Source organism: Flavobacterium croceum DSM 17960, from assembly GCF_002917885.1.
In the GTDB taxonomy this organism is placed as follows: Bacteria; Bacteroidota; Bacteroidia; order Flavobacteriales; family Flavobacteriaceae; genus Flavobacterium; species Flavobacterium croceum.
Genome location: NZ_PQNY01000008.1, coordinates 26342 through 42027, shown reverse-complemented (window position 1 = coordinate 42027; position 15686 = coordinate 26342). Strand labels below are relative to the sequence as shown.

The 15686-nt window shown below is 30.9% G+C and carries 15 protein-coding genes and 1 other RNA gene; 10 read left to right on the top strand and 6 right to left on the bottom strand.

The annotated features are described in order from the left end of the window. From Q361_RS07150 to Q361_RS07130, 5 genes are all read left to right on the top strand, one after another. Positions 1-615, top strand: coding sequence for a T9SS type A sorting domain-containing protein (locus tag Q361_RS07150; protein WP_103726041.1), 615 nt, complete (start codon positions 1-3; stop codon positions 613-615). A 63-nt stretch (positions 616-678) separates the two neighbouring features. Next, positions 679-1299: a T9SS type A sorting domain-containing protein gene (locus Q361_RS07145; protein ID WP_103726040.1), complete on the top strand. Its 621-nt coding sequence runs from the start codon at positions 679-681 to the stop codon at positions 1297-1299. Between the two features lie 90 nt (positions 1300-1389). Then, complete coding sequence (locus Q361_RS07140; protein ID WP_103726039.1) at positions 1390-2109, top strand: hypothetical protein; 720 nt, start codon at positions 1390-1392, stop codon at positions 2107-2109. A 551-nt stretch (positions 2110-2660) separates the two neighbouring features. Continuing rightward, the gene (thrA, locus tag Q361_RS07135) at positions 2661-5111 is read left to right on the top strand and encodes a bifunctional aspartate kinase/homoserine dehydrogenase I (RefSeq protein WP_103726038.1); all 2451 of its coding nucleotides are present in this window, start codon (positions 2661-2663) and stop codon (positions 5109-5111) included. 5 nt (positions 5112-5116) lie between these two features. Continuing rightward, on the top strand, positions 5117-6037 hold the full coding sequence (locus Q361_RS07130) for a homoserine kinase (protein ID WP_103726139.1): 921 nt from the start codon (positions 5117-5119) through the stop codon (positions 6035-6037). Between the two features lie 36 nt (positions 6038-6073). Here Q361_RS07130 and Q361_RS07125 read toward each other — a convergent pair whose 3' ends face one another. Further along, a complete protein-coding gene (locus tag Q361_RS07125; RefSeq protein WP_103726037.1) occupies positions 6074-7114 on the bottom strand; it encodes a glutaminyl-peptide cyclotransferase in 1041 nt (346 codons plus the stop codon). Positions 7115-7200: 86 nt separating this feature from the next. Here Q361_RS07125 and ffs point away from each other — a divergent pair. From ffs to fsa, 4 genes are all read left to right on the top strand, one after another. Then, an RNA gene (ffs, locus tag Q361_RS07120) (signal recognition particle sRNA small type) lies at positions 7201-7299 on the top strand. An 18-nt stretch (positions 7300-7317) separates the two neighbouring features. After that, a complete protein-coding gene (locus tag Q361_RS07115) occupies positions 7318-7776 on the top strand; it encodes a VOC family protein (RefSeq protein ID WP_245874615.1) in 459 nt (152 codons plus the stop codon). Further along, positions 7761-8567: an SDR family oxidoreductase gene (locus Q361_RS07110; RefSeq protein WP_103726036.1), complete on the top strand. Its 807-nt coding sequence runs from the start codon at positions 7761-7763 to the stop codon at positions 8565-8567. Before Q361_RS07115 ends, Q361_RS07110 begins: the two co-directional genes overlap by 16 nt. Positions 8568-8654: 87 nt before the next feature. Continuing rightward, positions 8655-9311, top strand: a complete 657-nt coding sequence (gene fsa, locus Q361_RS07105) for a fructose-6-phosphate aldolase (RefSeq protein WP_103726035.1) — start codon at positions 8655-8657, stop codon at positions 9309-9311. A gap of 29 nt (positions 9312-9340) precedes the next feature. On the opposite strand, the gene Q361_RS07100 is transcribed toward fsa, so the two are convergent. From Q361_RS07100 to Q361_RS07080, 5 genes are all read right to left on the bottom strand, one after another. Further along, positions 9341-10747: a TlpA family protein disulfide reductase gene (locus tag Q361_RS07100; RefSeq protein ID WP_103726034.1), complete on the bottom strand. Its 1407-nt coding sequence runs from the start codon at positions 10745-10747 to the stop codon at positions 9341-9343. Positions 10748-10833: 86 nt separating this feature from the next. Further along, on the bottom strand, positions 10834-12384 hold the full coding sequence (locus Q361_RS07095; RefSeq protein WP_103726033.1) for a SulP family inorganic anion transporter: 1551 nt from the start codon (positions 12382-12384) through the stop codon (positions 10834-10836). A gap of 110 nt (positions 12385-12494) precedes the next feature. Further along, positions 12495-12683 (bottom strand): hypothetical protein, encoded by a 189-nt coding sequence (locus Q361_RS07090; RefSeq protein ID WP_103726032.1) that lies wholly within the window; start codon positions 12681-12683, stop codon positions 12495-12497. A gap of 36 nt (positions 12684-12719) precedes the next feature. Continuing rightward, the gene (locus Q361_RS07085; protein ID WP_103726031.1) at positions 12720-14114 is read right to left on the bottom strand and encodes a radical SAM protein; all 1395 of its coding nucleotides are present in this window, start codon (positions 14112-14114) and stop codon (positions 12720-12722) included. Continuing rightward, positions 14107-14823, bottom strand: coding sequence for a prolipoprotein diacylglyceryl transferase family protein (locus Q361_RS07080; RefSeq protein WP_103726030.1), 717 nt, complete (start codon positions 14821-14823; stop codon positions 14107-14109). The genes Q361_RS07085 and Q361_RS07080 overlap by 8 nt, the downstream gene beginning before the upstream one ends. 83 nt (positions 14824-14906) lie before the next feature. Between Q361_RS07080 and Q361_RS07075 the strand changes: the two genes are divergently transcribed. After that, entirely contained in the window at positions 14907-15662 is a 756-nt protein-coding gene (locus Q361_RS07075) for a TlpA family protein disulfide reductase (RefSeq protein ID WP_103726029.1), read from the top strand. The last annotated feature ends 24 nt before the right edge of the window (positions 15663-15686 follow it).

The following is a 15686-nucleotide window of genomic DNA, read 5'->3' as shown; positions in this document are numbered from 1 at the left end:
ATGAAAAAAATTATAACCTTATTTGTATTATTAACCTTTTTCAAAGGTTTTACCCAATGCCCAACTCCTTCAAATTTAACATATAACTATATTAATTCTCAAGATGTTCAATTAAACTGGACTGAAAACGGAACTGCAAACGCTTGGGATATTACAGTAGTTCCTAATTTTTATGTGGGAGCACCATTACCAACCGATTCTTATTCTGTATCAAGTGCTAATTCATTTACATTTGCCAATTTTCCAATAACAGGATGTGATGTGTTTTTTGTTAGGTCGCGTTGTTCAGCTACAGAAGTCAGCCCTTGGGTAGCTCTTGCAACTTCCGGCTGCGATACCAATGTTTATAATTATCTAGCTACTTTAAGTACTAACACTCACAATCTAGAAAACAGCGCAATACAAGTTTATCCAAACCCATCAAAAAATAGCGTTCAAATAAAAAGTACTTCAAAAATTGATAAAATAACTGTATTCGATTCTTTAGGAAAAGTAATTCTAACACAAACACAAAGCACTAACGAAATTAATTTAGAAAATTTTTCAAAAGGTATTTATTTTATAGAAATCTTTACAGAAAGTGGAAAAATGTATAAAAAAATAATCAAAGAGTAATACCACAACCAAACTCTTTGTCAGAGCTAAACCTTCTACAAAGAGTTTCTAATAATAAGCATTATGAAAAAAATTATAACCTTATTTGTATTATTAACCTTTTTCAAAGGTTTTACCCAATGTCCTGCTCCTTCAAATTTAATTCTATCATCCCTTACAGCAACTACGGTTGATTTAACATGGACTGAAAACGGAACAGCTACCTCTTGGGAGGTAACAGTAATTCCTAATTTTATTGTAGGTACACCTTTGCCGACTGCTGGTACTACAGCAATAAGTAACTCATATACTTTTTCTGACTTAACACTATCAGGATGTAACATTTTTTTTGTTAGGTCAGTTTGTTCAGCTACAGATGTTAGTCCTTGGGTAGCTGTTGGGTCTTCCGGCTGCGATACCAATGTTTACAATTACCTTGCAACATTATCCAACAACGATTTTTATGTGAATGATAGCAAAGTAAAAGTTTATCCAAACCCAACACATGATTTTTTATTTATTGATACTATTGAAAAACAAATACAAAAAATTGAAATTTTTGATTTACAAGGAAGACTAATAAAAACAACCAATGAAAACAAAAACAAATATCAAATAGATATTTCAAATTTACAATCAGCAACCTATCTCGTTAAACTTTCAACCCAAACAGAAACCCAAACTGTAAAATTTGTAAAAAAATAAAAACAAACCCTTTGAAATTTTCAAAGGGTTTGTTTTTTCAATAAATTAATTTAGTATTTTTGAAATATATACAGTATAAATCAAAACATTATGGCTTCAAATTCAGAAACAGGTCACAATAAAAATGTGGCAAATTTTAGCACAGCTTACCAAATTTTAGAAGAAATGGGTACGCTTTACAACCCATCAAATGCAAAAATTCAGTTAGTAAACCTAAATCCTATCCGTACTTCATTGCAAACTGTAATAACAGAATTAAACAATAAGAAACCAATTTACAAAAATGCGGTTTCAGCTCGTGAAGTAGCTATTGCTCCTCTAGGAAAACTAATGACAAAATCTTCAAACTTTGCAAAATCATTAGACATTTCAACCACCGATAAAGAAAACATAGCCAACCAAGCCAAAAAAATACGTGGCGACCAAAAACCAAAATCAGTAAACCCAGAAACTACAGAAACAGACGGTATCTCAACCTCACAAATGAGTTACGACAGTCGTATTGCCAATTTAGATACCTATACCAATCAATTAGCATCACATCCAGAATATGCACCAAACGAAACAGAAATACAAATTGCAAGTTTACAAACCCTACATTCAAACCTAGTTGCATTAAGCCAAGCCGTAAACTCCGCAGGCAATGCTTTAATTACCGCAAGAGCAAACAGAAACAATATTTTATACAAAAACGAAACAAATGTTATACAATTAATAAAAGATATAAAAGCCTACTTAAAATCATTAGGAGATGCAGGAAAACCATACTATAATGCAATAGTAAAACTTCAATTCAAAGACAATAAATAAAAAACCAATAATACAAAAGAACTAACATTCTTTTGTATTATTTTTTGTGCTTTTTACAATAAAACATAAACAAATAATAATAACGCATCATAAATAAATAATAAAGCATAAGTAAAACCTAATAACAAATAGTAAAATAATAAAAATTAATCTGTAAAACGTATTATCAAACCCGCAATCTTTATTATTCAATAGTAAAAACCTATTATCAAATCCGTAAAACATAATAACGCATCCGCAAAGTCTGTTATTCAATACGCAACTTCAAATATCAAATCTGCAAAACATAATATTAAAAGTGCAAAACATAAAGATAAAAAGTAAAAATAAAAATGTAGAATAAAAACATATAATGCAAAAAGAAAAAAAGCTTTTTCAAACAACCATTTTTCACTATTGTAAAACAGGTAATAAATTAACGGTTGTTTTTTCTAAAATATACTAGTTCAGCAAAAAATAAACAGTTTCAAAACGCACAACAAACATAATACAGCAAAAAGGTGTATTATCTTTTTCTAAAAAAAATAATCTAATTTTTTATACTCAAAACAATGATTGTACTTAAGTTCGGAGGAACATCTGTGGCAAATGCCATCAATATTAATAAAACAATTGAAATAGTATCTCAAAAATCTAACAATAATAAACTAGTTGTTGTAGTCTCTGCATTTAGTGGCATTACAGATAAATTGCTTTTAGCGGCAACACAAGCATCTTGTAAAAGCAAAAATTATCTAGAAATTTACAAAGAAATTGAAACAATTCATCATACAGTTGCCCAAGATTTACTATCAAAAACAGTATTTGATGTATTTTTTCCAAGAGTACAAACGCAATTAGACCAATTAAAAATTTTATTAGATGGCTGTTTTTTGTTAGGCGAGTTATCTCCTCGTTCCAAAGACGCTATTGCTGCTTATGGCGAAATACTTTCATCTCAAATTATTGCCCAAGCACTGAAAAATGCAGTAACCGAAACAGTATACAAAGATAGTAGACAGTTTATTAGTACAAATTCTAATTTTGGCAAAGCCGATGTAGATTTTGATAGTACCAATAAAGCCATACAAAATTACTTTAATACAAACCCAGCCAAAATAACTTTAGTACCTGGGTTTGTAGCAGCTTCAAAAAACAACGATACAACCACTTTAGGCAGAGGCGGTTCAGATTATACGGCTGCAATTATTGCCAATGCAATTCATGCTAAAGCATTAGAAATATGGACAGACGTAGATGGTATGTACACGGCAAATCCAAAGCTAGTAAAACAAGCACAACCTATTGCACAAATAAGTTATCAAGAAGCCATGGAGCTTTCTCATTTTGGAGCCAAAGTTTTATACCCACCAACTATTCAACCTGTATTGCATTCCAAAATACCTGTTTGGATAAAGAACACATTTAATCCGCAAGCTCATGGTACATTAATTTCTACTACAAACGATAATCATTCAAATCCTATTAAAGGAATTTCACATATAGATACCATATCGTTACTTACCTTAGAAGGCTCTGGAATGATTGGTGTAGCAGGCTCTTCAAAACGTTTATTCGAAGTATTATCACAACAAAATATAAATGTAATTTTTATTACACAAGCCTCTTCAGAACACTCTATTTGTGTAGGTATTCAAAGTAGTGATGCCAATAAGGCAAAGCAAGCCGTAGATTTGGCGTTTGAAGTGGAGATTTTACAAGGAAAAATAGATGCTTGCACTATCGAGAATAATTTGTGTATTGTAGCTTTGGTTGGCGAAAACATGAAAAATCATCAAGGTATATCGGGTAAAATGTTTAGTACTTTGGGTAAAAACAATGTCAATATTAGAGCTATTGCGCAAGGTGCTTCCGAAAGGAATATATCGGTAGTAATAAACGAAAAAGATGTCAATAAAGCATTAAATACACTACACGAATGTTTTTTTGAAGATGATATTAAACAACTCAATCTTTTTGTAATGGGAGTTGGAAATGTAGGCGAAAAGTTTTTACATCAAATTTACAATCAAAGAGATTTTTTAAAACAAAACCTTCGTCTAAATGTAACTGTTGTTGCGCTTTCCAATTCTAAAACTATGTTTTTTGATGAAAATGGAATAGACTTAAAACAATGGAAAACATTACTACAACAAGGACAACCAGCCAATGCGCAAGAGTTTGTAAATACAATGCAGCAACTTAATTTAAGAAACAGCATTTTTGTAGATATTACTGCCAATCAAGACGTTGCATTTTTGTACGAAATCTTATTAAAAGAGAGTATAGCTGTGGTAACTTGCAATAAAATTGCTTGTTCTTCGGCATATCATCATTACAAAAAACTTAAAGATTTATCTAGAAAATACAATGCTCCGTTTTTATTTGAAACCAATGTAGGTGCTGGATTGCCTATTATTGATACTTTAAAAAATTTAATAGCATCTGGAGATAAAGTACACAAAATACAAGCTGTGCTTTCGGGTAGTTTAAACTTTATTTTTAATAATTTTAGCAATACCTATAGTTTTCATGATGTAGTAAAAGAAGCAGGAGTACAAGGCTATACCGAACCCGATCCAAAAATAGATTTAAGTGGCGTAGATGTGGCGCGAAAAATACTAATTCTTATTAGAGAAAGTGGTTATCCATTTGAAATGGAAAGTATTGAAAATAATTCGTTTTTACCTACCGAATGTATGAATACTACCACTAATGAAGACTTTTTCAAGTCGTTAATTAGCCATAACAATCACTTCGAAAATTTATTGGAAAAAGCCAATCAAAGCCAATCTCGAATAAAATTTGTTGCAACTTTTGACAACGGAAAAGCAAATGTAGGACTTCAATTTATACCAAAAAATCATCCATTTTATAATTTGGAAGGAAAAGATAATATTGTATTGTTTTATACCGATAGATATCAAGATCAACCATTACTTATAAAAGGGGCTGGGGCAGGGGCAGAAGTTACCGCATCGGGTATTTTTGCAGATGTAATACGTGTAGGAAACCAATATTAATGTATATGGAAGAAATAAAAGTATTTTGCCCAGCTACTATTGCTAATCTCAATTGCGGGTTTGATGTTCTTGGTGTTTGCATAAATGGAATTGGCGATGAAATGATTTTTAGAAAAACAAATCAAAAAGGTATAAAAATTGTAAAAATAGAAGGAGCCAATCTTCCTTATGAAACTCATTTAAATGTAGCCGGAGTAGCAGCTCAAGCAGTTTACAATGCCATAAACCCTAGTTTTGGTATAGAGATAGAAATTTATAAAAAAATTAAAGCAGGTAGCGGTATTGGTAGTTCTTCTGCAAGTGCTGCTGGTGCTGCATTTGGAGTAAACGAACTACTCGGTAAACCATTTACAAAAAAAGAATTGATAGGGTTTGCTATAAAAGGAGAAGCTTTGGCGAGTGGTAGTGAACATGCAGATAATGTAGCACCTTGTATGTTGGGAGGTTTTACATTAATAAGGTCTTATAATCCCTTGGATATAATAGAAATTCCTGCTCCAAAAAGTTTGTATGCCGTAGTATTGCACCCTCATATAGAAATTAAGACAGCTGATGCAAGAGCGTTGTTGTCTCCAAATGTTTCTTTAAAAAATGCGGTAGAACAATCGGGAAATTTAGCGGGTTTAATAGCTGGATTGTATACAAGTGATTATCAACTTATAGGACGTTCATTAATAGACAAACTTGTAGAACCTTTGCGCAAGCAGCTTATTCCTTATTTTGACGAGGTAAAAACAGGAGTAGAAAATGCAGGTGCTTTAGGTTTTGGAATTTCGGGCGCAGGGCCTTCTATGTTTGCTTTATGTTATGGAGAAGACACTGCAAATAAAGTAAATCAAGCTATGAATATTGTATACAGCAATACTAAAATTTCTTTTGATGTTTATCTTTCGTCTGTAAATACCAAAGGAGTAGAGCTTCTATAAAATATCAAAAGGCGTATTTAAAACGCCTTTTGAATATTATTTTAGTTTTATTTCAAACATTTTATCCCATTTTTTACCCGTAATAAAAACGGTTTTAGTTGTAGGATTATAAGCAATACCATTTAATACATCTGTATCGGGCAAGCGAGTAATTTTTTTCTCGAGTTCGGCAAAGTTTAGTATACCTTCTACGGCACCATTTTCTGGATTAATAATAACTACAATTGATTTTTGATACACATTGGCCCAAATTTTACCATCTATCCACTCTAGTTCATTTAATTCTTTAACTTTTGTGTCAAGACTGTAAACATTTATCTTTGATACTTCTTTTAGCGTATTTGGATCTAGTTTATAGATTGTTTCAGAACCATCACTTTGGTATAGATATTGATTGTCGTGAGTTAAACCCCAACCTTCTATAGTTTTAAAATAAGAAAAAGTTTTCTCTTTAGTAAAAGTAGCTAAATCGTACACAAAACCAGTTTGTTCTTGCCATGTAAGTTGGTAAATTTTATTATTGAAAATAGTAATACCTTCGCCAAAATATTTAGCATCTAATACAGATGATTGCGTACTTTTTCCTGTTCTAAAATCAGTTTTTAATAGTTTAGATTCGCCATATTGCCCAGTGCCTTCATACAGTATTCCATTGTGAAATTCCAAACCTTGTGTATATGAACTTGTACTGTGTGGGTATGTATTAACTATGGTATAATCGAGCATTTTGGGTTCTATATTCGAAACTACTTCTAGCCTAGTAAGCATATCTTCTATATCTTTACCTTTATACACTTTTACTGCAAGCTCTTGATATCCAAACTTAATATTGGGCATGGTAAATGTATGTACTAAATTTTTACTACCTGATACACGTTTTTCATTCAAAAAAACGGCAATACTATCATAAGACTCGTTGGCACTATTGTTTATTTCTACAGATACTTTATCACCTATTTTGTACTGTGCATTCAATTTTTCTTCGTTGATTGAGAAGCTTGCTGCATTATTTTTATCATTACAACTTACAAAGGATAAGCCTAACAAAATGAATGTAAGGAAATTATATTTTTTCATTTTTAAAACATCAAAAAATTCATCACAAATATATCTATATTGCCCTTAAAATATTGTGAAAACATAAAAAAAATGTATATTTGCAACGGCAAGTCCTACACGACCAGCTCCTGCAAACTCCTCCAGGGTGGGAACACAGCAAAGGTATGCGGTTGTAGCGGTGCGATGTAGGGAGCTTGCCACTTTTTTTTGCTATATACTTAATGAATACAAATCTCCTTTATGGAGATTTTTTTATGGAGTTTTGCTTCAACAAATACTTTAGTATCTTTACCAAAATATTAGATAACATGACCTTTCAACCTATTGTTCCAATGATTTGGACAAGACAACTCCACGAAACAGTAGATTTTTACTGCGATATACTCGGTTTTACGTGTGGCAATTATAATGAAGATTGGGGCTGGGCTGCTGTGCATAAAGATCAATGCGAAATTATGATTGCTAGACCAAATGAGCACACACCTTTTGAAACTCCCTATTTTTCGGGTACATTTTATATTAAAACTAATGATGTTACCAAACTTTGGGAAACCATTAAAGATAAAGTTGAGGTAGCGTATGAATTGGACGATTTTGACTGGGGTATGCGCGAGTTTGCTATCTACGATAATAATAAATATATGTTGCAATTTGGACAAGATTTATGGAAAAAAGAGTAGTACTTATAACAGGTGGTTCTTCAGGAATTGGAAAAGCAATAGGCGAGTATTTGCATAACAAACAATTTATAGTATACAGTACGAGTAGAAATCCTGAAAAAAACAAAGATTCTATATTTCCGTTGGTATCATTAGATGTTAGAAATACAGAAAGTATACAAAAAGCAATTCAATATATTGTAGAAAAAGAACAAAGATTAGATATCTTAATAAATAATGCTGGTGTAGGTATTACGGGTCCTATAGAAGAAATACCACAACATGAAATTATTAACAATTTTCAAACCAATCTATTTGGTCCTATAGAGGTCATCAAAGCAGTACTACCTACTATGAGAAACCAAAACAAAGGGTTAATTATAAATATTACCTCTATTGCAGGTTATATGGGCTTGCCCTACAGAGGAATTTATTCGGCAAGCAAAGGCGCACTTGAACTTGTAACAGAAGCTCTCCGTATGGAAACAAAGCAATTTGGCGTTCAAATAACCAATGTTGCACCAGGTGATTTTGCTACCAATATAGCCGCTGGAAGATACCATGCTCCAGTAATAGAAGGATCTGCTTATCAAAAGGTATATTCTAAAGTATTAAAAACAATGAATGACCATGTAGATAGTGGTGGAAATCCGCAGCAAATGGCGAAGGCAATTTATCAAATAATAGAAACAGAAAAGCCTAAAATTCACTATAAAGTAGGTGCTTTTATGCAAAAGTTTTCAATTATTTTAAAGAGAGTTTTACCAGACAAGATGTACGAAAAAATGCTAATGAATCACTACAAATTGTAAAATTTAATTTTTAAAAACGCATTGGTATTGAGGTTTGAATTTGTAATTTTGCAAGCGAATTAATAAACACAACGCAATTTATATAGTATGAAATTTTTTATTGACACAGCCAATTTAAACGATATCAAAGAAGCTCAAGCTTTGGGAGTATTAGATGGAGTAACAACCAACCCATCTTTAATGGCAAAAGAAGGTATTACAGGAAAAAACAATATTTTAAAGCATTATGTAGACATTTGTTCTATCGTGACTGGCGATGTAAGTGCCGAAGTTATTGCTACCGATTTTGAAGGAATGATAAAAGAAGGAGAAGAATTGGCTGAATTGCATGAGCAAATTGTAGTTAAAATACCAATGACAAAAGACGGTATTAAAGCATGTAAATATTTCTCAGACAAAGGAATAAAAACAAATGTAACATTGGTGTTTTCGGCAGGTCAAGCATTACTAGCAGCCAAGGCTGGAGCTACTTATGTTTCACCGTTTTTAGGTCGATTGGACGATGTATCTACAGATGGTTTAAATCTTATTCAAGAAATTAGAGATATTTACGACAATTATGCTTTTGAAACACAAATTTTAGCTGCCTCTGTACGTCATACCATGCATGTGGTAAATTGTGCCAAAATAGGAGCCGATGTAATGACAGGGCCTTTGTCGTCTATATTAGGTTTGCTTAAACATCCACTTACCGATATTGGTCTAGCACAATTTTTGGCAGACTATGCAAAAGGAAATCAGTAAAAATAAAAGTCCTATCATGTAGGGCTTTTTTATTTTAGTTCGTTTTCAAAATGTACTTCAAACATATTGGTAAAACCATTTTTAATTGTTTTATCCTGATTTACAATAATAGTTCGGTGTACTCTAGTTATTGCCCATTTTTTTCTTGTATCTTCAAAATTTGAGCTATGAAATTGCTTTATTGTTCCAAAATTATTATGCTGTAAAGCATCTTTCCATAGTTTGTCGTTTTCATCTAAATTTATGGCAATAAATTCATAATCTGGATGTTTCTTTTGAAGTTCTAATGCTTTTTTATGCGCCCCTTCCATGTGAGAGTTTAAGCGACTTGTCCAGAAAAATAGAACTGTTTTTTTAGAAATAATAGCATCAGAATTTACCAATTCGCCATCAGACGAAACCAATTCTACATTTGGCAATTTATTACCCAAGGTTAATGCTTGAATAGATTTTCCTATTTCGAGTATTTCTTTTTTTTGTTTAATATCATTAGAAAATTGGTCGTAAACCTTTAGAAATTTTTGGTTGTTTTTTACGTTTTGATCTTCAAGCAAATATTGAAAAGCAATATTATTTAAAACCATATTCTTTGCCGCAACATTTTTAATAAGTGTATCGGCTATTTTAAGCTTGTTGATATTGGTTTTCAAAGAAATATCGGCTTCAGACAAACCATTTGTATCTACTTCGGCCATATTATTAAACATGTGGTTTAAATACATAGCATACGGCATAAAATCGGTCAAATTTTTATTATCAAAATTTATTTCTTTTCTAAACTTGTAATAATCTTTTGGTAATTCTTTTGTTACGTCTTTACCTGTTCTTATTTTATGAACAACAGGATATAGTTCTTTTTTGGAATAATAAGGAAATTCTAATACAGCTTTTGCATATACATCAAAATCATCATTCCATTCTATTTCTTGTTTCTTTTTGGTGTAGTATTTGGTGTTGTTTTGAATGGATTTTTCAATAAAAGTATTAAAGGTTTGAAATGGAGCATCAAATAAATCAAACATTTTTTCTTTGTCTGATTCATTTTTTAAATACATCTCCATTAAATAATTGTTCTTTTGATCTCCTCTGCCACAAAAAACAACAGAATTGTCAAAATCGTTGGTGTTTACCCGAACCATTAAACTATCGTTTTTATCGTAGTAAATATATTGAAATTCGGGGTCATGCTTAAAGTTGTACATGCCAGGGGTCAGCGAGTCAAATTTTTTAAAAAAGGTATTATCTTTCTTTAAAAAAATAGTATCCAAAACTTTGTTTCCCTTACAAAACAAAACATAATTTGTTACAGGGTTTAAAACTTCTCCTCCAAAATAAGCCACATAATTATCCGACGAAAAATCACTTTTGCAAGAAGTAAATATCGTAGCGGTAGTGAGGCTTACTAATATAGGATTAAGTAAATGAAAAAGTTTCATGGGGTATTTTGATTACTACAAAACAAATGTATTTACTAGAAGCTAAAATTATTGTTAATCAATAGTTAAATATATAAGAATAAAAATTAGTGCAAAGTAGCGTGAGGTACTAAGTTGATACCTAGTAATCGGAGTTCGATATGTTTGTAATGTGCTTTAACACCATATTCGCTAATAACTTCTAGAATATCATGATCTATAAATTTACAATGGTTCCCATCTATGGTAAGAATACTATATTCGGGAATTTTATCAAGTACAGTTCTAAATTTTACTTTGTTTAAAAATGTAACATTATCATGTAATTTAATATAGTAAACTTCGGTTTCGTGTTGTTTACTTTGAATAACCTTATAATCTGCCTGAAAATTATTTTGAATAATAAAGTAAAGCGCTATCAATAGCCCAATAAGCACACCAATAAGCAAATCGGTAGCGAGAATAAAAATTATGGTAATAATAAACGGAAAAAATTGTTTCCAACCCAATAACCACATACTGCGAAATAAACGAGGTTTAGCCAAGTTAAATCCAGTAATAATAAGTATTGCCGACAATGAAGCATAAGGAATTTTATTGAGCAAGATAGGAATAAACAGTACCGCCAAAAGCAAAAATAAGCCGTGTGTAAACGACGCCAACTTTGTTCGAGCGCCCGCTTCAACATTGGCAGCACCTCTTACAACTACAGCCGTCATAGGTATAGCACCCAAAAATCCGCATAGCATATTACCAATACCTTGTGCTATAAGCTCTCTATTTACAGGTGTTATTCGGTTGCGTTTATCTAGTTTATCTACAGCTTCTACACAAAGCAAGGTTTCCAAAGAGGCCAACAAGCCAATAAGTATTCCATCTTTCCAAATTTGACTATTTGATAAAAACAAATTAAAATTTGGAAATACAATATTACCAAAAATATTTTCTGGAATTTTAACCAATTGTGTTGGTTTTAAAGAATTTAAAGCATCATAATATTGAAAAATATAAGTAGCTACAATCCCAAGTATAACGACTAGTAACGGGGCTGGAATCAATCGTATTTTTTTTGTCCACGATTGAGAATAACTTATGAGTATTGCTATTGATAGTAGCGAAATAATTATTGTTGCTCTAGAAATGTGTTTGTTTAATGAAATAAAATTGCCAAAAACATCATTATTTGAAAATAAATTTAGAAATCCATTAGTCCAAAAATCGGGTTTGTCATATCCTATAGCTATAGGTATTTGTTTGGATATTAATATAATACCAATAGAAGCCAACATTCCTTTAATAACAGCTGAAGGAAAATAATTAGCAATAAGTCCCATTTTTAAAATCCCTAATAGCAATTGAAAAAGCCCCGCAATAATTACAGCCAATAAAAAAGTTTGAAAGTTTCCTAATGAAAGTATCGAAGCCGATACCAAAGTAGTTAATCCTGCAGCAGGACCTGAAACGCCCAATTGAGAGCCACTAAGTACAGAAACGAATAATCCACCAATAATACCCGACATTAAACCTGAATATAATGGAGCACCACTTGCTAAAGAAATGCCCAAACATAAAGGTAAAGCTACCAAAAAAACAGTAAGACCCGCAGGTAAATCGTGTTTTATCCAAACAAGCTCGTAGTATTTTAACTTTCTATTCATAGTAAAAGATTTTCTTTTTTAGGCTGTATAAAACTCGTTATTTTCGGTAATTGAAGCTCAATTTTAAGTGCAAAAATACGATAGTAGCTTTACTACTTGTATGATAAGTGTCAGATTCTTAAAGTAAACAAACTAGTGCAAGTACTAAATCCAATAATAAAAGCAATTACAGAATAGAGCATTAATTTTTTCCCTTGTTCTCTTGTTTTTTCAAAAAACACCATAAAAAAAGAAATTACAAATAATAGGGTAGCAATAAAAGCAACCCATGCAGCAATTATAGATATTATTTCTTTCATATATTCTAATAGTTATTATTGTTTAATTAATATGTATCATTGTTTTGAATCTATTTTTTGCCTAATACGATTTATTTCATTATTTCTATAAAATAAATTCATTGTTTCAAAAGGAATGAGTTTGTATCTAGAATCTACTATATGAACGCATGATTTTTTTACCGCTCTTACATCAAAGTCATGCGCATCCATGAAATTCATTATAATTATTCTAAACAAATTATCATAATGTAAATTGTCAGATTTTACTCGAGGTAAGCAACACATTAATGAGCTAAACTCTTCTTCTGCACAATCTACAGAAATTCCCGTACTAAATAGATTGATTAGGTGTTGTTTTAATTGGTCATCATTTTCATAAACAATTGTATTTTTTGTGCTATTTAATAAATCTTCTGGATTAATTAAATGTGTCATTGGAATAACTTGGTTGTCCATTTTTAAAGCATAAGCCATACAGAGAGCATCAGGATTGCAAGGTACCGGAATTAAGTCTTGAGGAGTAAAAATTGAATATTGCTCGTATATTTTTCTTCGAACTTCTGTAAGTGTAATTCGATCTGTAGTATCATTGTAATTATAGTTCCTACCTGCTACTTGAGTTGGCTGAAAAGTAACACCTCTTATACATTTTTGTTGTGTAGCATATTCTAAAATGGCTCCAATTTCATCATCATTTTCTCCTTTTTGCAAAGTTATAACAAGGGTAGTAGATAAATTAAATTGATTGAGATTTTCAATAGCTTTTTTTCTAACTTCAGTTAAATCTTCTCCTCTTAATTTTTTTAAAACGTCAGGTTTAAAACTATCAAATTGTAAATAAATTTCAAAGTCAGGCATATACGAAGCTAGTTTTTCTACAAAATCAATATCTTTTGCAATACGTATACCGTTGGTATTAAGCATTAAATGTTTTATAGGTTTCTTTTTTGCCATATCAAGAATCTCAAAAAAATGCGGGTGTACTGTAGGTTCACCTCCAGATATTTGTACCACATCGGGTTCTCCTTCATTTAATACAATAACGTCAAACATTTTTTCAATTTCTTCCAATGTTTTATGTCTACCATAATTTGGTGCAGAACTAGCATAACAAGTAGGACAAGTTAAATTGCATCTGTCGGTAACTTCTACTATAGACAAACAAGAATGTTGCTCATGGTCTGTGCATAAACCACAATCGTATGGACAGCCATAATGAACTTTTGTATTAAATTTTAAAGGAATTTCAGATTGTTTATTATAATTTCGAATTTGTTTGTAATAGGCTATATCATCGGCTAGCATTACTTTACTATCACCATGAGTTTTACAGTTTTTAAGCATCCATACTTTTTCATCTTGAAAAACTATTTTAGCATCTATAAGTTCCAAACATTCTGGACAAATAGATTTGGTATAATCATAATATATATAAGGTCTGTTAGGCATTTTTATTAAATTTTAAAATAAACTTATAATAGTAACCAAAAATAAACAAAGCACACCAATGATGTACGCTTAAATGTAAAAATAATGAATGATAAGGCTTAATAAATTCTGCACAAAATCTATATACAAAATATAATACCATAAAAAGTTTAAATCGATCTCCATTTACCATATCCTTATACTGTATTTTTTTAAATAAGATATAGAGTAGTAGTAAATAAAGCATTTCATACAATGCAATAGGATGACGCATTTTTCCATCTCCAAGATTCATGCCAGTAAAAAAATCAGTTTCTATACCATAAGTTTGCTCTCCAACACCCATACAAAAGCAACCTATTCTTCCTATAAAAAGAGCAACAATAATTGGTAATACATAAATATCTCCAGATGATTTTTTTTCGCCTATAATTTTTTTAATAAATTCTACACCAAATAAACCTCCTATAAAACCACCAGCAACAGTTTTATTTTGATAAATTGTAGATAAGGTTTGATATTTTAATGCTTCAGGTATTTCAAATAAAGCAATAACTCTAGAGCCTATCAAAGCACCAAACATGGCACCAATAAGTATCCAAAGTCTATTTTTTGAATTAATGATGTCTACATTTTTATTTTTTAAATGATAGTAATATTGAACACCTACAAAAAAAGCAAGTGTTTCGCAAACAATATGAATAAGATAATTTTGAGGGCCAAAATACATAGACGAAACATTTGTTACATAGAATAACGAAGATATATTTTATTCTTGCATTATTAAATGTATTTTTGAAATTTAGAACTATTATGGTTAAATATTGTTTTCTATTCTTACTATTTTCGACACTTACTTTTTCTCAAACACCAAAAGTAAATGTAGAATACATACAATCTAGTTATGCTATTTGGAAAAACTATCATTTTAACAACATACTACTTTCATTAGATTTTAAGGCTCTAGATGTAAATAATACCGAAATTTCTAAAGAGAATTTTTTAAATGAACTAACCACAGGTAAATATCTACCCGTAGAAATTGAATCTGAAAAAGGGTTCACCTATAAACTATTTGTAATAAACTCAAAAGCCGATACAAGTATAAAAGCTACCATTGAAGCTCAAAGTTTTGACATTCTTCAAAATCTAAAAAGAGAAATACTACCTTTTCCTGATTTTTCATTCAAGGATATTGATGGAAATACAATAGATTTTGCCCAATTAAAAGGAAAAATTATTGTGCTAAAGTGTTGGTTTATTCACTGTGCTTCTTGTATAAAAGAATTTCCATCTGTAAATAATTTAGCTGAAAAATATAAATCGAGAAACGATATTGTATTTATAAGCCTAGCAGAAGATAGTGCAGAAGCATTGAAAATATTTTTGCAAAAAAAGCCGTTACAATATTTGGTAGTGCCAAACATGAAAGATTATATGTACACAACCATGGGAGTAGGCGCTTTTCCTACGCATTATATTTTGGATAAAGAGGGTAAAATATACAAAATTCTATCCAACGAAAAAGAACTAGAAATTGCTCTCGATAAAATAGCACATTTAGAATAGGATTGCTACATTTGCACCAAATTT